This window comes from Streptomyces sp. Xyl84 (assembly GCF_059731885.1).
Map to the genome: position 1 here is coordinate 799,780 of NZ_AP029182.1, position 22,835 is coordinate 822,614.

Sequence of the window (22,835 nt, forward strand, 5' to 3'; positions counted from 1 at the left end):
TCCCCAGGATGCTTCACAGGAGATGACACATGTCCGGAGAGACGATGCGTGCGGTGGTCCAGGACGGTTTCGGCGGTCCGGAGGTGCTGCGGGTCCAGCAGGTGCCGCGTCCGGTGCCGCTGCCCACCGAGGTGCTGGTCCGGGTGCACGCGGCCGGGATCAACCCGGTCGACTGGAAGAGCCGGGCCGGCGGCGGTATGGCCGGGGTGCTCGGTGAGCCGCCGTTCACCCTGGGCTGGGACGTGTCGGGCGTGGTGGAGGAGGCCGGCTTCGGTGTCACCACGCTGAAGCCCGGCGACGAGGTGTACGGCATGCCGTGGTTCCCGCGCGCCGCGAACGCCTACGCCGAGTACGTGACCGCCCCGGCCCGGCAGTTCGCCCGCAAGCCCGCCGCCCTCGACCACGTCCACGCCGCCGCGGTGCCCCTGGCCGCGCTCACCGCCTGGCAGGCCGTCGTCGACACCGCCCACGTCCAGGCCGGTCAGCGGGTCCTGGTCACCGCCGCGGCGGGCGGGGTCGGCCACTTCGCGGTCCAGTTCGCACGGCAGCGGGGCGCGCACGTGATCGCGACCGCCCGCGCGGCCCGGCACACCTGGCTGAAGGAACTCGGGGCCGACGAGACCATCGACTACACCACCACCCCCTTCGAGGACGCCACCGCCGGCGTCGACGTCGTCATCGACCTGGTGGGCGACGGCCACGACCGCACCAGCACGCGTTCCCTGAAGGTCCTGCGCCCCGGCGGTCTGCTGGTCGCGATCCCGGCCGGGGTCTCCCCGGAACTGGCCCGGGCCGCCGAAGCGGCCGGCGTCCGGGCCACCCCCTTCCTGGTCGAGCCGGACGGCGCCGCGCTCACGACGATCACCGGCCTGATCGACGCCGGCCGCGTCGCCGTGGAGGTGGAGGAGACCTTCGCCCTCGAAGAGGCCGCCGAGGCCCACACCCGCGGCGAGGCCGGCCGCACCCGCGGCAAGCTCGTCCTCAGCGTCACCGGCTGACCGCGTCCGCAAGCGGCTTCGAGGAGCACCGTGTACTACGAGATCCGCCGCTACCAGGCGCGGCCCGGACGCCGCGGCGCATGGGTGCGCTACATGGAGGACGTCGTCATCCCCTTCCAGGCCTCACTGGGCATGGACGTGACCGCCTCGTTCGTCGACGACCAGGACCAGGACGGCTGCGTGTGGATCCGCCGGTTCGAGGACGAGGCCCAGAGCGAGGCCCTGTACGCGGCCGTCCACCAGCACGACCGGTGGACGAACGAGATCGGCCCGGTGGTCCGCAGCCTCCTGGACACCGAGAAGACCGTCGTCACCCGCGTGGTCCCCACTCCCGCCTCACCCCTGCGCTGACCCCGGCGCCCACCGCCATCACCTCGCCACCCACTCGCCCTGGGTGTTCTGTCTCGGGAGGTTGTGGACGGGTGAGCCAGGTCTCGGCTGAGGGATCTTGAACAGGTGAGGGCCTTCCGGTTCGGTGTGGATTGCGACGTCTACACCTGACAGAAAGGCCCTCGTGCCCCACCGTAATGCACCCCTGACCGAGACCGGCCGTCTGCGCCTGGCCCGCAGTTACGCCTGCTCACTGCCCGTCCGTCATTTCGGGCATTCCTCCGCACCGAGGCGCGTGGAGGTGCTCCCGCGTGCCGGATCGCCACCGCGCGCGGGCGTGCGGAGGTCTCCGTGCTCCGAACGGACCCGGTCCGGCGTCGGGGACCGTGAGGGGTACGGCGGCCGGAGGGCGACCTCGGCCCGGGCCGAGCGCGGACGACGGGCTCGGACAGGGCGTCCGGACCGCCCCCCGGGGTCCGCCGGTCCGGCGGGACGTCTGACCGGCGTGTTCCGGAGCGGCCGCGTAGGATCGCGTGGTTCACCCCCTGCCGTCGCCCCTGTCCGCCGGAGCTCCTGCATGCACACCCCCCACGACCCGTACGTCCGCGTCCGCGGCGCCCGTGAGCACAATCTCCAAGGCGTGGACGTCGATGTGCCGCGGGACGCGCTCGTGGTGTTCACGGGGGTGTCCGGGTCGGGGAAGTCGTCGCTGGCGTTCGGGACGATCTACGCCGAGGCGCAGCGGCGGTACTTCGAGTCGGTGGCGCCGTACGCGCGCCGGCTGATCCACCAGGTCGGGGCGCCGAAGGTCGGGGAGATCAGCGGGCTGCCGCCCGCCGTGTCGCTGCAGCAGCGGCGGGCGGCGCCGACCTCGCGGTCGTCGGTGGGGACGGTGACCAACCTGTCCAACTCGCTGCGGATGCTGTACTCGCGGGCCGGTGACCATCCCCCGGGCGCCGAGCGGCTGGACTCGGACGCCTTCTCGCCGAACACGGCGGCCGGGGCCTGCCCGCAGTGCCACGGGCTGGGGCGGGTGCACCGCACGAGCGAGGAGCTGCTGGTCCCCGATCCGTCGCTGTCCGTCCGTGAGGGGGCGATCGCGGCGTGGCCCGGTGCCTGGCAGGGCAAGAACCTGCGGGACGTCCTGGACGCGCTCGGCCACGACGTGGACCGGCCCTGGCGCGAGCTGCCCGCCGAGCAGCGGGAGTGGATCCTGTTCACGGACGAGCAGCCGGTGGTGACCGTGCACCCGGTGCGGGACGCCGGCCGGATCCAGCGGCCCTACCAGGGCACGTACATGAGCGCCCGGCGGTACGTGATGAAGACGTTCGCCGAGTCGAAGAGTGCGGCGCTGCGGGCGAAGGCGGAGCGCTTCCTCACCTCCGCGCCCTGCCCGGCCTGCGGCGGCAGCAGGCTGCGGCCCGAGGCGCTGGCCGTCACCTTCGCCGGCCGCACCATCGCCGAGCTGGCCGCTTTGCCGCTGACCGAGCTGGCCGGGACGCTCCAGGGGTCGTCCGGGGCCGCCCGGCTGCTCACCGACGACCTGAAGTCCCGTATCGCGCCCGTCGTGGAGCTGGGCCTCGGCTACCTCTCCCTGGACCGGTCCACGCCCACCCTCTCGGCGGGTGAGCTGCAGCGGCTGCGGCTGGCGACACAGCTGCGGTCGGGGCTGTTCGGCGTGGTGTACGTGCTCGACGAGCCGTCGGCGGGCCTGCACCCGGCGGACACCGAGGCACTGCTCACGGTGTTGCAGCGGCTCAAGGAGGCGGGCAACTCGCTGTTCGTGGTGGAGCACCACCTGGACGTCGTGCGCGGCGCGGACTGGGTCGTGGACGTGGGTCCGCTGGCCGGGGAGCACGGCGGGCGGGTGCTGCACAGCGGGCCCGTGGCCGGGCTGGCGGAGGTGGCCGGCTCGGCCACGGCCCGGTTCCTGTTCGGCGGCCCCGCCGGACCGCGGCGCCGGGTGCGGCAGCCGCGCGGCCGGGTGACGGTGGGTCCGGTGACCCGGCACAACCTGCGCGCGGTGACGGCCGATTTCCCGCTGGGTGTGTTCACCGCCGTGACGGGGGTCTCCGGGTCCGGCAAGTCGACACTGATCGGCGAGATCACGGAGGAACTGCCGGGCGTGGGGCGGCTGGTGTCGGTGGACCAGCGGCCGATCGGGCGGACCCCGCGCTCCAACCTGGCGACCTACACAGGGCTCTTCGACGTCGTGCGGAAGGTGTTCGCGGGCACGGAAACGGCCCGCGAACTCGGTTACGGGGTGGGGAGGTTCTCCTTCAACGTGGCCGGCGGGCGGTGCGAGACCTGCCAGGGCGAGGGGTTCGTGAGCGTGGAGCTGCTGTTCCTGCCGAGCACGTACGCGCCCTGCCCGGACTGCGGCGGTGCCCGGTACAACCAGGAGACACTGCGCGTGACGTACCGGGGGCGCACGATCGCGCAGGTGCTGGACATGACGGTGGAGGGCGCGGCGGAGTTCTTCGCCGACACCCCGGCCGTCGCCCGCAGCCTGGAGACCCTGCTCGACGTGGGACTGGGCTATCTGCGGCTGGGGCAGCCCGCGACCGAGCTGTCGGGCGGTGAGGCCCAGCGGATCAAGCTGGCGAGCGAGTTGCAGCGCGGCCGCCGCGGACACACCCTGTACCTCCTGGACGAACCGACGACGGGCCTGCACCCGGCCGATGTCCAGGTGCTGATGCGGCAGTTGCACGGGCTGGTGGACGCCGGGCACACGGTGATCGTCGTCGAGCACGACATGTCCGTCGTCGCGGACGCCGACTGGGTCCTCGACCTCGGCCCGGGCGGTGGTGACGCGGGCGGCCGGATCGTGGCGGCGGGGACACCCGCCGAGGTGGCCGGGGCACCGGGCAGTGCCACGGCTCCCTACCTGGCCCGTGCCCTCGCGGACGCGTCGCCCCCGGCGGCCGGGGAACGGGACTGATCCTCCGTGCAACGGGGCTTTCTCCAAGGGTGCTTGGGGTGAGCACCAGGCTCGGCGGCCCGGCCGCCGGGTCCGCTCTCCCGTGAACCGGGCCTTCACCCGGGGCACTCGGGGTGAGTACGCGGCTCGGCGGGCCGGGCCGCCGGGACGTACTCGATCATGGGGGCATGACACACACCTCTCGTCGCGGTCTGCTGACCGCACTCGCCGCCTCCGCCGCCGTTCCGCTGGGCGCCCTGGCCGCAGCTCCCGCCCGGGCCGCCGCCTCCGGCGCCGCGGGCGCGGCCGTGGACCCGCTGCCCGCACCGGCCGGGCTGACCGCGGCCCGTTCCTCGGTGACGCTGCCGCCGCTGGACGCCTCCTGGTTCACCCCGGTGACGCTCACCGCCCCGCTCACCACCGCCGTGCTCCCCGGGACACCGGCCCGTACGGAGGTCACCTCGGGCGGCAGACGGATCGCGCTGCTGACCCACGGCGCCCGGACCGTGCTGCTGCCGGGCCCGCGAAGAACGTTCGCGGAGAACAAGCGGCCCTTCACCGACGATTTCGGCCGCACGCTGCCCGACACATCGCTGCCGGTGGAGCAGCGCACGTACTGGGGGACGTCCCCGGGCGGCGGCAGCTGGTCCACGCTCGGCCCCGACGCGACGGACTACTCGGTCGTGCCCGGCAGCGGGGTGATCACGCTGACCACCGACTACGCCAGCCGCCACGCGACCCTGCGCGACGACGAGATCACCGACGTCGACGTGCGGTCGGTGGCCCGGTTCGACAAGGTGCCCACGGGCCAGGCCTGTTCGTACGCCCTGTCCTTCGGCTACCAGGACACGCACAACAACTACCGGGCCCGGCTGTCCTTCCTGACCACCGGCGCGGTGGAGCTGCGGGTGGAGAAGGAGGTCGCCGACACGGTCACCCAGCTCGTCCCGGCCGTGGTGCTGGCCCCCACCGGCGCGGCGGGCACCGACTGGACGATCCGGGTGCGCCGCGAGGGGTCCCGGATCCGCGTCAAGGCCTGGCGTACGGACGCGGCGGAACCGTCCGGCTGGGCCGCGGACGTCACCGACAGCACCTTCGGCAAAGGCCGGGTGGGCCTGCGCGCGCTGGCGAACAAGGGCTGCACGAACCTCCCGGTCACGCTGACGGTGAGCCGTTTCCAGGTGGACGCCGCGAACTGGGCCGCCCCGCCCACCGTCACCCACGGCGACTGGGTGCGGGTGCTGCCGCGGCCCTTCGACGGCACGTGGACGGCGGAGCTGGAACAGACCGTGCGCGGCTGGGCCGGCTCCACCGCGCCGGACGTCCTCGCCCACGCCGCGATGTTCCTGGCCGGGGCGCCCGCGCTCACCGCCGGGGACGGCCCCGCGCGGGGCAAGCAGGTGCTGGGCGAGGCCGGTTACGGCTACCTGGACCCGCACGGCTACCGCTACGAGGGCGCCGACTTCCACGAGTACATGAACGTCGGCTGGACCTTCCCCGACGGCGCCTACACCGGCCCGTCGAGCAAGCAGGCCGGCAACCTGGACTGCTCGGGCTACACCCGCATGGTCTACGGCTACCACATGGGTGTGCCGATGGCGGCGGGCGCGGACACCTCCGGGGAGCGGATACCGCGCAAGTCCCGGGACATCGCCGAACACGCGCCCGGTGTGCTGGTCGACCGCACCGACGGCACCGCGCCGCCCGCCGCGACCCAGCTCCAGCCCGGCGACCTCGTGCTGTTCAACGCCGACTCCGGCGACGACGACCCCGCCGGGCAGACCGTGACGGTGGACCACGTCGGGATCTACCTGGGCACGGACGCGGCCGGCGGGCGCCGCTTCCTGTCCAGCCGCAAGACCGTCGACGGGCCCACCATGTCCGACCTCGGCGGCGCCTCCCTCCTGGACGGCACCGGCACCTACGCCCGGTCGCTGCACACGGTACGGCGCATCTGAACCGGCGGTGCGGCACGACGGGCGCCGGGCCGAGGTCCCGCCCGGCCGTGCCCAGCTCCTCCCGGGCATGCGCCCGCACCGGCGGGCGCGCGTGCCGGTGCGGCGCCACGCGCGCCCGCCGGTGCGGCGCTACGCCACCAGGGCGGCGTGCGTCCAGTACGGCTCCACCGTCCGGCCCGGTTCGGCGGCCCGCGCCAGCGCGCGCCGGTCGCGGTGGCTGCCGGGCGGGACGACGGGCCGCACGGACACCTCGGCGACCAGCCCGCGTGCCCGCACCACCCGCCACAGGGAGGCGGCCAGCGTGTCCTCACCGACGAAGGCGGGGGCGGTGCTGGTCGCTCCCCCGGCACGGCGGTAGCGGATGGTGACGGGCTGAACCGGTACCCCCGCGTCGAGGGCGGCCTGGAAGACGGCCCGGTGGAAGCGGCCCTGGCCGCGCCCGCACCACGTGCTGCCCTCCGGGAAGGCCGCGACCGCGGCCCCCGCGCGCAGCGCCCCGGCGATGCGCGCGACGGTGCCGGGCAGGGCCCGCAACCGGTCCCGTTCGATGAACAGGGCGCCGCCCCGGGCGGCGAGCGGACCGGCCAGGGGCCAGCGGCGGACCTCCGCCTTGGCGAGCACCCGGGCCGGGCGCACCGCGGCCAGCAGCGGGACGTCCAGCCAGGAGATGTGGTTGGCCACCAGCAGGAGGCCGCCGGCGGGCGCGGCGGTGCCCGAGATCCGTACCCGTACGCCCGCGGACCGCACGAGCGCACGGCACCACCGTGCGACCCAGTGGGCGGGGATCCGCCCGCCGAGCGGACAGAGCACGATCCCGGCGAGCACCAGCGCGGCGAGAGCGACGAGCCGCAGGACGGCCCGCGGCAGGGCCGCCGCCGGTTCCGTGGACGCCACACACGCCCCGGGGGTGCAGGGCGCGCCGGGCAGCCAGCCGCTCATCAGGCCGGTACGAGCGAGAGGAAGTGCCGCAGGTAGCGCGGGTCGACCCGGCGCATCGGCAGCAGGACGTACAGGTCCGCGACGCCGAAGTCGGGGTCGTGGGCGGGCTCGCCGCACACCCAGGCGCCCAGCCGGAGGTAGCCGCGCAGCAGGGCGGGCAGCTCGCCGGGGGCGGCGGCGGGGGCTTCGCCGCCCGGCGTCCAGGGCAGCCGGGGGCGTACCCGGTACTCGGGCGGTGCCAGGTGCCGGGTGCGCACCCGCTGCCAGGTGGCGCCGGCCAGGGCGCCGCCGTCGGCGAGCGGTACGGAGCAGCAGCCCGCCAGCCACTGGTGGCCCCGGCCGGTCATGTAGCGGGCTATGCCGGCCCAGATGAGGCCGATGACGGCGCCGTCGCGGTGGTCGGGGTGCACGCAGGAGCGGCCGACCTCGACCAGGCCGGGCCGGATCGGGGCGAGCGCGCTCAGGTCGAACTCGCCCTCGGCGTAGAGCCGTCCGGCGGCCTCGGCACGTTCCGGGGGGAGCAGCCGGTAGGTGCCGACGAGCTGGCCGCTCACGGTGTCGTGCACGAGCAGGTGGTCGCAGTACGCGTCGAACGCGTCGATGTCGTGACCGGGTTCGGGGGTGCTGAGCACGGCGCCCAGCTCGGCGGCGAACACGTCGTGGCGCAGGCGCTGGGCCGCGCGGACGCCGGCCTCGTCGCGGGCGAGGGTGACGGTGTAGCGGGCGGGGGCCGTGGGCTGCGGCGGGCGGTCGAGTGCGGTGACACCGGTCATGGCTCTCTCCATGGTCGCGGGCCGGGATCGGCGGTGCGGGCAGCGGGAGCGGTCCCAGGCTGCCGGTCCTGTTCTTCCGATGCCGGTTGGCGGGCGCGTGTCCGGTGCCGGGAGAGGGGATGTGGGGTTGCTGAACGGCGTGGGTGCGCGGCAAGCAGACGGGGCCGGGGATGAGCACCACTCCCGGCCCCGCCCGTCCGCCCCCTCGGCGAACGTCCTGGAGGTTTCGCAGCTCTTGTGCCGCCGGCTACCGCCTGGCCGCCTTGCGGGTGGCGCGCAGCCACTCCTTGTTCATGCCGGTGATCGACACGAGCGGGATGCCCTTGGGGCAGGCGGTGGCGCACTCCCCGGTCAGGGTGCAGCCGCCGAAGCCCTCCTCGTCCATCTGGGCGACCATGTCGAGGACGCGGGTCTCGCGCTCGGGCGCGCCCTGCGGGAGGACGTTGAGGTGGTTGATCTTGGCGGAGGTGAAGAGCATCGCCGCGCCGTTGGGGCAGGCGGCGACGCAGGCGCCGCAGCCGATGCACTCGGCGTGCTCGAAGGCGAGGTCGGCGTCGGGCTTGGGCACGGGGGTGGCGTGTGCCTCGGGCGCGGCGCCGGTGGGGGCGGTGATGTAGCCGCCGGCCTGGATGATCCGGTCGAACGCCGAGCGGTCCACGACCAGGTCCTTGACCACCGGGAAGGCGGCGGCGCGCCACGGTTCGACGTCGATGGTGTCGCCGTCGCGGAAGGACCGCATGTGCAGCTGGCAGGTGGTGGTGCGCTCGGGGCCGTGCGCGTCGCCGTTGATGACCAGGCTGCAGGCGCCGCAGATGCCCTCGCGGCAGTCGTGGTCGAAGGCGACGGGGTCCTCGCCGGAGAGGATGAGCTGTTCGTTGAGGACGTCCAGCATCTCCAGGAAGGACATGTCGGGCGAGATGCCGTCCACCTGGTAGGTGGACATGGTGCCATCGGCGTCGGCGTTCTTCTGCCGCCAGACGCGCAGGGTGAGCTTCATGCGTAGCTCCGCTGGGTGGGGTGGACGTACTCGAAGACCAGGTCTTCCTTGTGCAGGGTGGGGGCCTGACCCGTGCCGGTGAACTCCCAGGCGGCGGCGTAGCCGAACTCGTCGTCCTTGCGGGCGGCCTCGCCGTCGGGTGTCTGGGACTCCTCGCGGAAGTGGCCGCCGCAGGACTCGGCGCGGTGCAGGGCGTCCAGGCACATCAGCTCGGCCAGTTCCAGGTAGTCGACGATGCGGTTGGCCTTCTCCAGGGACTGGTTGAACTCCTCGCCCGTGCCGGGGACCTTGATGCGCCGCCAGAACTCCTCCCGGATCTGCGGGATGCGCTCCAGTGCCTTGCGCAGTCCGGGCTCGGTGCGGGCCATGCCGCACAGCTCCCACAGGAGTTCGCCCAGTTCGCGGTGGAAGGAGTCGGGGGTGCGGTCGCCGTCGACGGCGAGGAGCAGGTTGAGCCGGTCCTCGGTCTCGGCGAGCACCTCCTGGACGACGGGGTGGCCGGCGGTGACCGGGTCCTGGCGGGGGTGGCGGGCCAGGTAGTCGTTGATGGTGGCCGGGAGGACGAAGTAGCCGTCGGCCAGGCCCTGCATGAGCGCGGAGGCGCCGAGACGGTTGGCGCCGTGGTCGGAGAAGTTGGCCTCGCCGATCGCGAACAGGCCGGGGATCGTGGTCTGCAGGTCGTAGTCGACCCACAGGCCGCCCATCGTGTAGTGCACGGCGGGGTAGATCCGCATGGGCACCTCGTACGGGTTCTCCGCGGTGATCCGCTCGTACATGTCGAAGAGGTTGCCGTACTTCTCCTCGACCTTGTCGCGGCCCATGCGCCCGATGGCGTCCGCGAAGTCCAGGTAGACGCCCTGGCCGCCGGGGCCGACGCCCCGGCCCTCGTCGCAGACGTTCTTCGCGGCGCGGGAGGCGATGTCGCGCGGCACGAGGTTGCCGAAGGAGGGGTAGATGCGCTCCAGGTAGTAGTCGCGCTCGTCCTCGGGGATCTGGTTCGGCGGGCGGGTGTCGCCCTTGGCCTTCGGCACCCAGATGCGGCCGTCGTTGCGCAGCGACTCGCTCATCAGCGTCAGCTTGGACTGGTGGTCGCCGGTGCGCGGGATGCAGGTGGGGTGGATCTGGGTGAAGCAGGGGTTGGCGAAGTACGCGCCGCGCCGGTGCGCCCGCCAGATCGCGGTCGCGTTGGAGTTCATCGCGTTGGTCGACAGGTAGAAGACGTTGCCGTATCCGCCGGAGGCGAGGACGACGGCGTCCGCGAAGTACGTGTCGATCTTCCCGGTGATCAGGTCGCGGGCCACGATGCCGCGGGCCCGGCCGTCGACGACGATCAGGTCGAGCATCTCGGTGCGCGGGTGCATCTCGATGTTCCCGGCGGCGATCTGCCGCGACAGCGCCTGGTAGGCGCCGAGGAGGAGCTGCTGGCCGGTCTGGCCGCGGGCGTAGAAGGTGCGGGAGACCTGGACGCCGCCGAAGGAGCGGGTGTCGAGCAGGCCGCCGTACTCGCGGGCGAAGGGGACGCCCTGGGCCACGCACTGGTCGATGATCTCCACCGAGATCTGGGCGAGGCGGTGCACGTTGGACTCGCGGGAGCGGAAGTCGCCGCCCTTGACGGTGTCGTAGAACAGGCGGTGGACCGAGTCGCCGTCGTTGCGGTAGTTCTTGGCGGCGTTGATGCCGCCCTGGGCGGCGATGGAGTGGGCCCGGCGCGGGGAGTCCTGGTAGCAGAACTGGACGACGTGGTAGCCCTGTTCGGCCAGGGTGGCGCCGGCCGAGCCGCCGGCCAGGCCGGTGCCGACGACGATCACCGTCTGCTTGCGCCGGTTGGCCGGATTGACCAGCTTGGCCTCGAAACGGCGCTTGTCCCAGCGCTCGGCGACCGGACCGGCGGGGGCCTTGGTGTCGGCGACCGGCTCGCCGGTCGTGTAGTCCGCGTAGGAGGTCATGTCAGCTCACCACTCCGGTCATCACGCCCACCGGGACGGCGATGAAGCCGGCCGTGAGCAGCACTGCGAGGACGTTGGCGACGGTCTTCAGGACGCGGTCGCGCCTGCGGCTGCCGACGCCGAGGGTCTGGGCGGCGCTCCAGAAGCCGTGCCGGATGTGCAGGCCGAGCGCCAGCATGGCGACGATGTAGATGACGTTTCCGTACCAGGTCGAGAAGGTGTCCACGACGTTCTGGTAGGGGTGGCCCTCCTGGAAGCCGCCGGAGTGCACGGTGCCGGTGGTCAGGTCCAGGATGTGCCAGACGATGAACAGGCCGAGGATGATCCCGCCCCAGCGCATGGTGCGGGTGGCGTAGCTCGCGCGGGGCCTGGCGTGCACGTACTTGGCCGGGCGTGCCTTGATGTCGCGGCGGCTGAGCTGGTACGCGGAGACGGCGTGGGCGACCACCGCGACCACGAGGACGACCCGGATGAGCCAGAGCGTCCACTCGTAGTGCATGAACGGTTCGCCCACCGTGCGCAGCCAGTGCGCGTAGTGGTTGAACTCGCCCGCGCCGAAGTAGATCTTCAGGTTCCCGATCATGTGGGCGACCAGGTACAGCAGCATGATCAGGCCGCTGACCGCCATCACGGTCTTCTTGCCGACGGTCGAGTGCCACACGGTGCGTGCCATGGACGGCCGTCGGTCCGTCCGCGTTGCCAGAGCCATGCCCATGACGCTAGAGCCGGTCGGGCCCATCGGTCCAAGACATGGTCCGGCTCGTTTCGATAGGGTCCGGCTATCATGGCTGGGTGCAGTTCCAGCAGCTCCAGTACTTCGTGGCGGTGGCCGAGACCCGGCACTTCACCCGCGCCGCCGATCTGGTCCACGTCGCCCAGCCCTCGCTCTCGCAGCAGATCAAGGCGCTGGAGCGGGAGCTGGGCGCGGACCTGTTCCTGCGGGCGCGGGGCAACATCACGCTCACCGACGCGGGCGAGGCGCTGCTGCCGCTGGCCCGGCGCATCCTCGCCGACGCGGACACCGCCCGGCACGAGGTGCAGGAGCTGGTGCAGCTGCGCAGCGGCCGGGTGCGGCTGGGTGCGACGCCCAGTCTGTGCACGGGCCTGCTGCCGGACGTGCTGCGCGCCTTCCACGACCGCTACCCCGGCATCCGGCTGCTGATCGAGGAGAGCGGCTCGCACGACCTCGTACGGGAACTGGCGCGCGGAGCCCTGGACCTCGCGCTGGTCGTGCTGCCGCTGCCCACCCCCTCCCCGGCGCTGACCACGGTGGAGCTGCTGCGCGAGGACCTGGTCGTGGTGTCGTCGCCGGAGGCCGCCCCACCCGGTGCCCCGGGGCGGCGCACGGTCCGGATCGCGGACCTGGAGGGCGCGCGGCTGGTGATGTTCCGGCACGGCTACGACCTGCGGGAGCTGACGGTCGCCGCGTGCCGCGCCGAGGGCTTCGAGCCGGACTTCGCCGTCGAGGGCGGCGAGATGGACGCCGTGCTGGGCTTCGTACGGGCCGGGCTGGGCGTCGCGGTCGTACCGCGCATGGTCGCCACCCGCTCCGGGCGCGGCCTGCGCGTCACCCCGCTGGCCCGCCCCGGCCTGTACCGCACGATCGCCCTCGCCCACCGCAGCGACGTGGCCCCGCCCAGGGCGGCCAGGGAACTGCAGCGGATGCTGCTGGAACGGTGAGGCGCGCGGGGCGGGGCGGCCGGAAACTCCCCGGGCTGGGCGGTGGGCCGCTCCCGGGCACGGGGTGATCGGACCGCTCCCGGGCACGGGGCGGCAGCCCGCTCCAGGGCTGGGCAGTGGGCCGCTCCGCCGCCAGGTGGCAGGACGCTCCCAGGCTGGGTGGCAGGACGCTCCCGGGCGCGGGGTGATCGGGCCGCTCCGCGGCTGGAGGGCAGGCCGCTCCCGGCGCTCGGGTGGCGGCCGCTCCCGGGCGCGGGGGCCCGGGGGCCCGGGACTGTGCGGCGGCCATCCCGGACGCCGGGGTGGCCGGTCCGGGGCGGTGCGGCCCGCCACGCCAGGACACGGGCAGGCGGGCGGGCAGCGGCCCGGACGACGTGCCGGGCCGCCCCGGTTTCAGCCGCGGACCGCGGGCTTGAGCACCTCTTCGCACCACTGGCGGAAGGACGTGGGCGCCGTCTCGGGGGTGCTCGGGGCCGCGGCACCGTAGAAGCCCTGTTCGGTGATGGCCCGCGCCATGTCGGCCATGCCCCGCGCCACGGACTCGCTCGCCCCCCGGCTGAGCAGCGCCCTGCGGTAGTCCTCGATGCCGGTCAGCTCCATACGGACGGACCGGCCCAGCACCTCGGAGACCACCTCGGCCATGCCCTCGGGCGTCAGGGCGTCGGGCCCGACCAGCGGGACGTCCTCCTGTCCGGTCCAGGAGCCGTCGAGCAGCAGCCGGGCCCCCGTGGCGGCGATGTCGCCGGTGGCGCAGGTGCGCAGGACCTGGGTGCTGTCGGCCGCCATGCGGAACACACCGCCGTCCCGGATCGCGGGCGCCTGGCCCAGCAGGTTCTCCATGAGGAACGGCGGACACAGCGCGCGGTAGTGCACGCCGGTGGCCATGATCTCGTCGTCCATGGCCAGGGACGCCGAGATCTGGCCGGCGTTCTCTGCGACCTTGCGGCCCAGCGTGGAGACGGCGACCACGCGCTGGACGTCCTGCGCCTCGATCACCTGGCACAACGGCTCGGTGAAGCTGCGGAAGTGACCGTCGACGCTGTCGGCGGCGAAGGTCGGGGGCACCAGCCAGAAGACCTGGTCGGCGCCCGCACAGGCCGCCCCGAGCACGTCGGGGTCGCTGTGCGAGCCCTGGAACACCTCCACCCGCTCCCGCGCCTGCGGCGCGAGGCGCGCCGGGTCTCGGACGATCACCCGCACGGGGCCGGCGTCCGGGGCGTCGAGCAGACGGTCGAGGAGCGGCCGGCCGATCTGGCCGGTCGGGGTGGTCACGACGATCACGGATACTCCAGAAAAAGGGGAGGGATGGACACCGAGGGCATCACCCGGCGGTGCGGACGGCGGACGCCGGGCCGGACGGCCCGAGTTGCCGACGTGGTCGATACTCCGCCCGGGGCCGCCCGGACTGAAGGACCGATCCGCTCCCGCTTGTTACCGTAGAGGTAATACCGACGGCAGGGGGAAACCATGGGAGCAACGGAAGCCGCGCGAACGACGGGGCCTGGGGCGGCCGTACGGACCGTGGGGCCGGGACGACCCGAGGGGACGGAGGAGGCCGCGGGGGCTCTGGAGTCCCGTCCGCTGCGCTATTTCGTCGCGGTCGCCGAGGAACTCAACTTCGCCCGCGCCGCCGAGCGGCTGGGCATCTCACCGCCGCCCCTGTCGCGTGCCGTGCGCCGCCTGGAGTCGGACCTCGGCGCCACCCTGTTCGAACGGACCACGCACCGGGTCGCGCTGACCCCGGCCGGTGAAGTGCTGCTCAGGGAGGCCCGGATCGCGCTGGACGCGCTGGAGGCGGCCGGCCGCCGGGCGCGACGGGCCGCGGCGCCGCAGACCGGGCTGGTCCTGGCGATGAAGGCGGACGGCGACGCGGGACTGCTGGAGCCGGTCCTCGAACGCTTCGCCGCCGACCCCGACGCCGTCCCGGTCACGGTGCGCCTGTGCGACCTGCGCGAGGCCCCCGCGCTGCTGCGCCGGGGCGAGGTCGACGTGGCGCTGACCCATGAGCCGTACGACAGGACCGGCCTGGACAGCGAGACACTGGCCGCCGAGACGCGCGTGGCCGCCGTGGCCGCGGGGCACCCGCTCGCCGCCCGCACCCGTCTCGCCCTGGACGACCTGGGGCTGGGCCGGCGTGAGGGGGACCTCGAACAGTACATCGACGAGGTCAGGCGCGAGGGCCAGGATCTCGCCCAGCTGCTGACCCGGGTGGCCCTCGGTGAACTGATCGCCGTCCTGCCGGCCTCGGTGATCCGGAGCTATCCGCGCCCCGGCGTCGCCTACCGCCCCCTGGTGGACGCGTCCCCGGTCGTGCTGACGATCGCCTGGCCGCAGCAGTCGCGTTCGAGGGCCACGGCGGCACTCGTCCGCGCCGCCACCGACGTGGCCGCGGAGCGGGCGACGGCTGCGGCCACCGCCCCGGCCGAGCACGGGCCGGCCGCAGGCATGCAGCCCGTGGGGCGCTGACGCCGCGAGGCCGCCCGCCACGCCCCGGACCTGCCTGCCCGGTCTGCCTCTTACGGCCGGGGCCTGCGGGCGGCCCCGCCCCCTTCCGGCACAACGGTCCGTCCCGCCCCGCCCCCTGTCGGCACAGGGGTCCGTCCCTCAGCCCGTGGCGTCCGCCAGGGCCAGTTCGTGCAGCCGGTCCGGCGGGCCCGGGCGGGCGTAGTACCAGCCCTGGGCCGTGTCGCAGCCCAGTATCCGCAGCTGTTCCGCCTGGGCGCCGGTCTCCACGCCCTCGACCGTGACGGCGAGGTCCAGGCTGTGGGCCAGGGCGACGATCCCCTCGACGATCTTGAGGTCGACGGGGTCGGCCGGGAACTGCTGCATGCCCTGGGTGAAGGAGCGGTCCAGTTTGAGGACGCTCACCGGCAGCCGGCGCAGGTTGGCCAGGTTGGAGTAGCCGGTGCCGAAGTCGTCCAGGGCGATGTCCACGCCCATCTCGGCGAGCCGGCGCAGCGGTTTGAGCAGGTCGTCGTCCGCGCCGATCAGGGCGGACTCGGTCACCTCCAGGCACAGCGCGTCCGGGGCCACGCCCGCGCGCTCCAGGATGTCGACGGTGTCCTGGACGAGCCCGGGATGGGTGAGCTGGCACGGCGAGAGGTTGACGTTGATGCGCAGCGGTCCGGCCGCGCCGTCACCGTGCAGCTCCCGCCACTCGCGGGCCTGGCGCACCGACTGCTCCATGACCCAGCGGCCCAGCGGGACGATCAGCCCGGTGTGTTCGGCGAGCGGGATGAACCGGTCCGGGCCGAGCACCCCGTGCTGCGGGTGCAGCCAGCGCACCAGCGCTTCCGCGCCGCGCACGCTGCCGTCGCCGAGGTGCACCAGCGGCTGGTACTCGATGAAGAACTCGCCCCGGTCGAGGGCGGTGGGCAGCGCCGTGGTGAGCCCGTGCCGGGTGATGGCGCGGGCGTCGGCCTCCGGGTCGGCCAGCTCGAAGCGGTTGCCGCCCGCCGACTTGGCCCGGTACATCGTGATGTCGGCGCTGCGCAGCACCTCCGCGGCGCTGCGGCCGGTCACCGGCCCCTCGACGACGCCGATGCTGCCGCGTACGGTCAGCTCCCGGCCGTCGATGCGGACGGGCGCCAGCAGCGCGTTCATGATGCGGGCGGCGAGGTCGTCGACCTCCCTGCGGCTGTCGGGTCCGGTGGTCAGCGCGACGAACTCGTCGCCGCCGAGCCGGGCGACCATCTCGCCGGGCGCCGTCGCACAGGCCTGGAGCCGGTCGGCGACCTCCACCAGCAGCCGGTCGCCGGCGGCGTGACCGAGGCTGTCGTTGATGGTCTTGAAACCGTCCAGGTCCAGGTAACACAGGCCGAAGCGGCGGTCCTCCCCCGCGTTCAGCGCCTTCTCCAGGCGTTCGAAGAACAGGGTGCGGTTGGGCAGGCCGGTGAGCGCGTCGTGCGTGGCCTCGTAGCGCAACCGCAGGTTCAGCAGCCGCCGTTCGGTGGTGTCCTCCATGAGGGCCAGCTGGTACTGGGGGTTGCCGTCGGGGTCACGGAGCAGGGAGACGGTCAGGTTGGTCCACAGGACCGTGCCGTCGGGGCGGTAGAAGGCCTTCTCGACGTGGTAGTGCTCGCGCTCGCCGCGCACCAGTTCCTGGTAGAGCCGCCAGATCTGCGGAGCGTCCTCGGCGTGCGTCCACTCCCGGACGTTGCGGACGCGCAAGTGCTGTTCGGAACCGCCGAACATGCGCAGCAACGCGCCGTTGACCTGCAGGACGTTGCCCTCCAGATCGGCGATGCCGATGCCTATGGCCGCGCCTTCGAACACGGCCCGGAAACGGGCCTCACTGGCGTGCAGCGCCTGGGCGACCACGCCCTGGGCGCGCAGCGCGGCCTGGGCGATGGCCTCCTGCTCGGTGAGGGTGCGCTCGCGCAGCGCCCGCGCGAACCCGGCGGCCATGGCGTGCTGGAGGCGCGCGGAGCGGGCCCGCAGGTCCTCCGGATCACCGTCCTCGCCGCAGTAGAGAACGAGATAGGCGTCCACGCAGTCCAGTGAGCGGCTCAGTGCCTCGGGCGCCGTGCAGTGCGCCCCGATCAGCGCGGCGCCGACCGCCTCGCCCTCCGCCGCGTCGAACGCCCTGGCGCGCAGCGCCCGGCTCAGTCTGCGGGCCAGCGGCAGGAGTCGCTCCTCGAACTCCGGCCGGGTCAGCGATGTGGAGGTCACCGGGAAGACGGCCCTGCTCCAGATCGTGGTCAGCCGCCGCAGTCTGTCCTCCGGGCCGTCCGGCTGCGTGCTCACGCCGTGCGTCCCACGCCGGCGAAACCGGAGAAGGCATAAGGATCCTCGTCCTCCGGCGCCGTCTGAGGCCGCCAGCGCGCCATCGGCACCAGTCCGGGTTCCACCATGTCGTACCCCTCGAAGAACCGCGCGATCTCCTCGCGCGAGCGCATGATCAGCGGATTGCGGATGCCCTTGTATACGTCGACCGCGCCCTCGCTCCGCTCCGGCGGCAGCGGGATTCCCTCGTACGAGGCATGCGTGAGGATCAGCAGGCTGCCGGGCGCGAGCGCGTCACGCAGTTCGGCCACCGCGGTGTACGGGTCGTCCGAGTCTTCCACGAAGTGAAGTATGGCAACGAGAAGCAGGGCCACCGGCCGATTCAGGTCGATCAACCGCTGCAACTGGGGGCTCGCGAGGATCTCATGGGGCTTGCGCAGGTCGGCCGCGACCACGTCCGCGTCGTCGTTGTCCGCGAGGACGGCCTGGCTGTGGGTGACCGCCACCGGGTCGTGGTCGACGTAGACCACCCGCGCGCCGGGCCGGGCGGCCTGGGCGACCTCGTGGACGTTGCCGAAGGTCGGGATGCCGGAGCCGACGTCCAGGAACTGGGTGATGCCCTCGTCCACGGCGAAGCGCACGGCACGGCGCATGAACGCCCGGTTGGCCTGCATGACCTTGGGCAGCCCCGGCATGAACTCCATGGCCCTGCGGGCCGCTTCGCGGTCGATCTCGAAGTTGTGCGAACCGCCCAGGTAGTAGTCGTAGATCCGGGCGACACTCGGCATCGAGATGTCGATGCTCCGTGGGGCCCAGGCGGGACGCTCCATCTTCTCTCCACAACGTAGGCGATCCGGTGTTCGAGCTGAGGCTACTGATCGCCCGCCAAAGGGGCGAGTGGAAACGGAAATTGACCGTCCGTTCCCGGTCACCACCTGCGGCGCACGTGCCCGCCGGACGTCCGCAACAAGGTGGATTGCGCCGATGTGCGGGCATGGTGAGGGTCCCCCGGTGTGCGCACCGGCACACGAGGACCGCCCCTCCGGCGTGGCGGCGGTACGAAGGGAGCGGTGGGGCCCGGAAGGCTCGCCGGGGACGCCTTCAGGCCGTCGGCGCCAGGGCGTACCGGGTGCCGCCCACCCCCTGGGCGTCGACCTGGCCGGCCTCGGTGTCCTCGGCGTAGCCGGGGGCGGGCCGTCCCACGATCGTCAACTCTCCGGTGCCGTCGGTGCGTGTGACCTTGCCGAGGAGGGCCTGGTCGATGCCGGGACCGGCCGTGGCGCCGGCCGCGGGGGGTGCCTCTATGTCTTTCGTCAAGCGAGTCGAGGGTTCCTCGGTTCGTAGAAGGTTCCGTCGCGGAGCATGGCGAACAGGACGCTGATGCGGTGGCGGGCGAGGCGGAGGAGGGCCTGGGTGTGGGTCTTGCCGCGGGCTCGGCAGCGGTCGTAGTAGGTGCGGGAGGCGGGATCGTGGAGGGCTGCGAACGCGGAGAGGAACATCGCCCGTTTCAGCTGCCGGTTCCCGCCTCTGGGGGCGTGTTCACCATGGATCGACGTGCCGGACTGCCGGGTTGCCGGGGCGAGGCCGGCGTAGGAGGCCAGGTGGGCGGCGGTGGGAAAGCTGCTGCCGTCACCGACGGTGGTCAGGAGGACTGCGGCGGTCCTGACTCCGATGCCGGGCATCGACGTCAGGACCTCGGAAAGAGGGTGGGCCTCCAGCAGGGCTTCGATCCTGGCCTGAAGGGCCCGGCGTTGTTCGTGGACGGCGGCCAGCGACTTCGCCAGCGACGGGACGATCACGTCGAGAGTGCCGGTGCCCGGGACGACGACGGTCTGTTCGTCGAGCGCGGTGAAGATGTCGTCGACCAGCCGCTCGGCCATCCGCGGTGCCCTCGGACGGACGATCTCGACCAGCCTGCGGCGGCCTGCCTTGCGCAGGGCCTGCGGGGATCCATAGCGCTCGAGGAGCCAGGTGACGGCCGGGTGGTCCAGGCGGGGGCCGAGGACACGTTCGAGGCTGGGGTGGAACTGGGTGAGCAGGCCGCGGATGCGGTTGGAGGTGCGGTTGGCCTCGCCGGCGAGGTCCTGGTCGAAGCCGACCAGCACGGTCAGCTCGGCGGTGGCCTCGTCGGTCAGGACGAGGGTGCGCAGGGTGTGGGGCATGGTGCGGGCGGCGTCCGCGATGACGGCGGCGTCCTTCGCGTCGGTCTTGGCCTCGCCGGGGTAGAGGTCGGCGATCCTGCGCATCGCCAGGCCGGGCAGGTAGGCGACCTGGCAGCCGGTGTCCCGGGCGACGGTCAGCGGCAGGGCGCCGATGGAGGCGGGCTGGTCCACGACCACCAGGACGGTGCCGAACTTGGTCTTGAGCTTGTCGAAGACGGCCCGCAGCTTTGGTTCGCTGTTCGGCAACGCCTTGTCGAAGACCGTCTTCCCGGCCGGGGTCAGACCGTGTCCGTGATGCGTCTGCTTGCCGACGTCCAGGCCCAGGAAGACGTCCACCCCGTCGATGCTGATCACCGTGCCCCCACATGCGTCGATGCGTGCCGGCCCCAGGGTCGGGAGCCGTTCTCGCGCAGCCACGTTATGCAGACCTGCCGCCCGCGAGCGGCCGGGCATTGCGCCCGGCAGGACGGTGGTCGGACCTCTGATCAGCGTCTCCGACGGCACCCCTCGGACCCGGTGACACCACCCCCCAGGTCATCCGATCGACAGGGGGCAACAGTCATGCCGGGCCCGGAGGCCAGCGGCCCTCTTGCAGGACCGCGAAAAAGATAACGGGGCGGGAGCCAGGGCCCGGGCCGTGGCGCGGTCGCCGTTGCCGCGCGACGCGGGCGGCCGCGCGGTGTCCCGGTCGCAGCGGCAGAGGGCCGTCGCGGCACCGTCCGTCAGCGCCTTGCCCGGTCCGGAGTGGTTGGTGACGCCCGGCCGCCCGCCGGAGCCCGCAAGCCCGTCCGTGGCCGCGGGTCCGTCCGTGGCCGCGGCACCGGCGTCGGGGGCGTCCGCCACGACGTCGGCCACGGCGTCGGCGGATCCCGCCCGGTCGCCGGCACCGTGGCCGCCGGACCCGGCGGCCGGGGCCGCCGCTCCGACGTTCCGGTTGCCCGCCGGGGGCGCGCCGCCCCGGCCCCACGCCCTCGTCCGCGCCGGTACGGCCGCGGCCGTCGGCACCAGAGAGGGCGCTCCGCCAGGAGGTGTTCGTCGTCGGCTCCCGTGGTCTGCCGCGCGGTGCGGAGCCCTGCCGCGCCGCCGCACGGCACTGGGTACGCGCGCCGAGGACGCCCCCGTTCCGTCGCGGCCCGGCCTTGTCCGGACGCGCAAGGCTGGGTACGGGGCCGGGTACGAGGGCGCACTCGCGCCCACGAGAGCACGTGTGCGTACCTCTACGTACAGGCGTGCGCATCGGCGACGGCTGGGGAAATGCCCGGCCAAACCCGCGCACGCCCTCTTTCCCCCCTTCGGACCAATCCACCGGCGCGTCGGCGTGCGGGGGCCCGTCAAGGCTCATGATCTCCGTCGTGCATCGACCGAAACCGACCCGATTCGCCCTGGTCCTGCGGGTGTTGGCCCCGGCGACCGTGGCGTGGACGTGCGTGGGCGCACCCGCCGTCCCGGCCGCCGCCGACGCCTGCGCGTACGCCTCCACGGGACCGGGCGGAACGGTGGCGGTGGCGGTGGCCGGAGGCGGCTCCTGGCCTCCGTTCCCCCTCTGCCCGAAGCCTCCGCCCACACCCACGCCGTCCCCCACCCCGACCCCGACGCCACCACCCCGCCCGACCCCCACGCCGACACCGACGCCACCGCCGCCTCCTCCCCCGCCCCGGCCGACGCCACCGCCCAAGCCGCGGCCCACACCCCCGGCCCGGCCGGCCCCCGCGGCCCCGGCCCCCCGCCCCACGCCGCCGCCCGCGCCCCCTCCGCCCCGTACACCGCCGCCCGAACCCACCCCGGCACCGACCCCGGCGCCCCGGCCCCGCCCCTCGGTGACTCCCGTCACCTACCCGCGGTACCACACCCAGCCGCACCGACACGCGCCCCGGCGCGCCCCGTCACCGATCACCTACGTCCTGCTCATCGCGGTGCCCGCCCTGGTCGCCGTGGCCGCGCTCCGTCCGCGCTGACCCCTGGAGGCACCCGTTGTCGGAATGGCTTGTTCTCGTCCTGGCGATGCTCGCCGCCTGCGCCGTGGTCGTCGTCATCACCCTCGTACGCCACCGCACGGTGACCGAGGACGACGACCCCAGCGAGACGCCCGACGTCATCGAGTACATGACGATGTGGATCGGCGTGGTGTACGCCATCGTGCTGGGCCTGGCCATCGCGGGCGTCTGGGAGGCCCGGGTCGCCGCCCAGGACCACGTCCAGGCGGAGGCCCAGGCCCTGCACGAGATCTCCGAACGGGTCCGGGTCTACCCGCCCGAGGTGCGTGACCGGATCCGGTCCGATGTCAACGCCTATGTCGGACACGTCGTCACCACCGAGTGGAAGAGCATGGTGGACCACGGCCAGGTCACCAAGCGGGGCGACGAACTGCTGCAGAAGATCCGCGCCGACGTCTCGGACTACCAGCCCAAGTCGGACTTCGAGGCGCAGGCCTACCAGCCGCTCGTCGACCAGGTCACCGCCGCCGACCAGGCCCGCGCCGCACGCTCGGACTCCACCGGGGCGACGATGCCGGGCGTGGTGTGGTTCGGGCTGATCGCGGGGGCCGTGGTCACCATCGGCATGGTGTTCGTGCTGCAGATCCGGCGCACCCCGAGAGAGCTGGTCCTCGCCGGACTGTTCTCCGCCCTGATCGCCTTCCTCCTCTTCCTGATCTGGGACTTCGACGCGCCCTACAGCCGGGGGCTCGCGTCGTCGACGGCGCCCTTCCTGGACATGTTCCCCGGCATCACCCGCTGACGGGCGCTCACCCTCCCGGCGCCGCCGGGGCCTGACGCGCCTTCACGCCCACGTCCCCCGGCCGCAGGAACGCCGTCCCCTGTGCGGCCCACACGGTTGCCCCGTTCGCCCGGGTACGATCGCGCCCCGCTGCACATCTTCCTAGCGTTTCGATCATCGAGGTGCATTTCAGGCGCACGCGGAAGAGGTCCGCAGCTGCTCCTCGGGGACCGGAGGATTGACGATGCGCGTAATACGCGTTGTTTCGGCGGCACTGCTGGGGCTCAGCGCCCTCACCCTCTCCGCACCCGCGGCCGTCGCCAGCGGCGGCGACAGCTCCTACGGCGGGGGGAGCGGTGAGAGCCGCTCCTACGGCGGCGGCGGTGGCGACGGCCGGTCGTACGGCGGCGGCGGTGGCGAGGGCCGCTCGTACGGCGGCGGAGGCGGCGGCAGCCGTTCCGAGGACGGCGGTGACGACGAAGGGGGCCGCGGCGGCCGGGGCGGGGGCAAGCCGGAGCACTTCCAGCACGGCGTCCGCGCGGGCGAGGGCGGCACCATCGCCGGCTTCGACCTGAAGGAGGTCGGCATGGGCACGGCGCTCATCGCCGGCTCGGTCGGGGCGGCGTACTACCTGTCGCGCCGCCGCACCGGCGAGGAAGGCGTCGCCTGACGCCGCCGACCGTCGGCACGTG

At 73.5% G+C, this 22,835-nt stretch carries 19 protein-coding genes; 9 read left to right on the forward strand and 10 right to left on the reverse strand.

Going from position 1 to position 22,835, the window contains the following annotated elements:
• Positions 1-29 precede the first annotated feature (29 nt).
• The 4 genes from AC6I72_RS03440 to AC6I72_RS03455 all read left to right on the forward strand — a co-directional run bounded on the left by AC6I72_RS03440 (position 30) and on the right by AC6I72_RS03455 (position 6,206).
• Positions 30-998 (forward strand): NADP-dependent oxidoreductase, encoded by a 969-nt coding sequence (locus tag AC6I72_RS03440; RefSeq protein ID WP_497999359.1) that lies wholly within the window; start codon positions 30-32, stop codon positions 996-998.
• 30 nt (positions 999-1,028) lie between these two features.
• A complete protein-coding gene (locus AC6I72_RS03445) occupies positions 1,029-1,349 on the forward strand; it encodes an NIPSNAP family protein (protein WP_497999360.1) in 321 nt (106 codons plus the stop codon).
• Between the two features lie 556 nt (positions 1,350-1,905).
• The gene (locus AC6I72_RS03450) at positions 1,906-4,269 is read left to right on the forward strand and encodes an ATP-binding cassette domain-containing protein (protein WP_497999362.1); all 2,364 of its coding nucleotides are present in this window, start codon (positions 1,906-1,908) and stop codon (positions 4,267-4,269) included.
• Between the two features lie 167 nt (positions 4,270-4,436).
• Positions 4,437-6,206 carry an NlpC/P60 family protein gene (locus AC6I72_RS03455; RefSeq protein ID WP_497999363.1) on the forward strand — a complete coding sequence of 590 codons (1,770 nt, stop codon included), beginning with the start codon at positions 4,437-4,439 and terminating at the stop codon, positions 6,204-6,206.
• A gap of 129 nt (positions 6,207-6,335) precedes the next feature.
• Here AC6I72_RS03455 and AC6I72_RS03460 read toward each other — a convergent pair whose 3' ends face one another.
• From AC6I72_RS03460 to AC6I72_RS03480, 5 genes are all read right to left on the reverse strand, one after another.
• Positions 6,336-7,145: a lysophospholipid acyltransferase family protein gene (locus tag AC6I72_RS03460; protein WP_497999364.1), complete on the reverse strand. Its 810-nt coding sequence runs from the start codon at positions 7,143-7,145 to the stop codon at positions 6,336-6,338.
• Positions 7,145-7,918 (reverse strand): GNAT family N-acetyltransferase, encoded by a 774-nt coding sequence (locus AC6I72_RS03465; protein WP_497999365.1) that lies wholly within the window; start codon positions 7,916-7,918, stop codon positions 7,145-7,147. The genes AC6I72_RS03460 and AC6I72_RS03465 overlap by 1 nt, the downstream gene beginning before the upstream one ends.
• A 247-nt stretch (positions 7,919-8,165) precedes the next feature.
• Complete coding sequence (locus AC6I72_RS03470) at positions 8,166-8,915, reverse strand: succinate dehydrogenase/fumarate reductase iron-sulfur subunit (protein ID WP_497999366.1); 750 nt, start codon at positions 8,913-8,915, stop codon at positions 8,166-8,168.
• On the reverse strand, positions 8,912-10,861 hold the full coding sequence (locus AC6I72_RS03475; RefSeq protein WP_497999368.1) for a fumarate reductase/succinate dehydrogenase flavoprotein subunit: 1,950 nt from the start codon (positions 10,859-10,861) through the stop codon (positions 8,912-8,914). Before AC6I72_RS03475 ends, AC6I72_RS03470 begins: the two co-directional genes overlap by 4 nt.
• A 1-nt stretch (position 10,862) precedes the next feature.
• On the reverse strand, positions 10,863-11,534 hold the full coding sequence (locus tag AC6I72_RS03480; RefSeq protein ID WP_498004578.1) for a succinate dehydrogenase: 672 nt from the start codon (positions 11,532-11,534) through the stop codon (positions 10,863-10,865).
• Between the two features lie 119 nt (positions 11,535-11,653).
• Here AC6I72_RS03480 and AC6I72_RS03485 point away from each other — a divergent pair, with 119 nt between their 5' ends.
• A complete protein-coding gene (locus AC6I72_RS03485) occupies positions 11,654-12,541 on the forward strand; it encodes a LysR family transcriptional regulator (RefSeq protein WP_497999370.1) in 888 nt (295 codons plus the stop codon).
• 393 nt (positions 12,542-12,934) lie between these two features.
• Here the strand turns inward: AC6I72_RS03485 and AC6I72_RS03490 are convergent, their stop codons facing one another.
• Entirely contained in the window at positions 12,935-13,822 is an 888-nt protein-coding gene (locus tag AC6I72_RS03490) for an NAD(P)H-binding protein (RefSeq protein WP_497999372.1), read from the reverse strand.
• Positions 13,823-14,107: 285 nt separating this feature from the next.
• On the opposite strand from AC6I72_RS03490, the gene AC6I72_RS03495 reads away from it, so the two are divergent.
• Positions 14,108-15,007: a LysR family transcriptional regulator gene (locus AC6I72_RS03495; RefSeq protein ID WP_498004579.1), complete on the forward strand. Its 900-nt coding sequence runs from the start codon at positions 14,108-14,110 to the stop codon at positions 15,005-15,007.
• A 138-nt stretch (positions 15,008-15,145) separates the two neighbouring features.
• On the opposite strand, the gene AC6I72_RS03500 is transcribed toward AC6I72_RS03495, so the two are convergent.
• The 4 genes from AC6I72_RS03500 to AC6I72_RS03515 form a co-directional block, all read right to left on the reverse strand.
• On the reverse strand, positions 15,146-17,287 hold the full coding sequence (locus AC6I72_RS03500; protein ID WP_497999373.1) for a putative bifunctional diguanylate cyclase/phosphodiesterase: 2,142 nt from the start codon (positions 17,285-17,287) through the stop codon (positions 15,146-15,148).
• Positions 17,284-18,096 (reverse strand): SAM-dependent methyltransferase, encoded by an 813-nt coding sequence (locus AC6I72_RS03505; RefSeq protein WP_497999374.1) that lies wholly within the window; start codon positions 18,094-18,096, stop codon positions 17,284-17,286. The genes AC6I72_RS03500 and AC6I72_RS03505 overlap by 4 nt, the downstream gene beginning before the upstream one ends.
• A 271-nt stretch (positions 18,097-18,367) precedes the next feature.
• Complete coding sequence (locus AC6I72_RS03510) at positions 18,368-18,583, reverse strand: hypothetical protein (RefSeq protein WP_497999375.1); 216 nt, start codon at positions 18,581-18,583, stop codon at positions 18,368-18,370.
• Positions 18,580-19,782, reverse strand: a complete 1,203-nt coding sequence (locus AC6I72_RS03515) for an IS110 family RNA-guided transposase (protein WP_497999377.1) — start codon at positions 19,780-19,782, stop codon at positions 18,580-18,582. The genes AC6I72_RS03510 and AC6I72_RS03515 overlap by 4 nt, the downstream gene beginning before the upstream one ends.
• Positions 19,783-21,245: 1,463 nt before the next feature.
• On the opposite strand from AC6I72_RS03515, the gene AC6I72_RS03520 reads away from it, so the two are divergent.
• The 3 genes from AC6I72_RS03520 to AC6I72_RS03530 all read left to right on the forward strand — a co-directional run bounded on the left by AC6I72_RS03520 (position 21,246) and on the right by AC6I72_RS03530 (position 22,813).
• Positions 21,246-21,383, forward strand: a complete 138-nt coding sequence (locus tag AC6I72_RS03520) for a hypothetical protein (protein ID WP_366724514.1) — start codon at positions 21,246-21,248, stop codon at positions 21,381-21,383.
• Positions 21,384-21,399: 16 nt separating this feature from the next.
• Positions 21,400-22,164 (forward strand): bestrophin-like domain, encoded by a 765-nt coding sequence (locus tag AC6I72_RS03525; RefSeq protein WP_497999378.1) that lies wholly within the window; start codon positions 21,400-21,402, stop codon positions 22,162-22,164.
• 223 nt (positions 22,165-22,387) lie between these two features.
• Entirely contained in the window at positions 22,388-22,813 is a 426-nt protein-coding gene (locus AC6I72_RS03530) for a hypothetical protein (protein WP_497999379.1), read from the forward strand.
• The last annotated feature ends 22 nt before the right edge of the window (positions 22,814-22,835 follow it).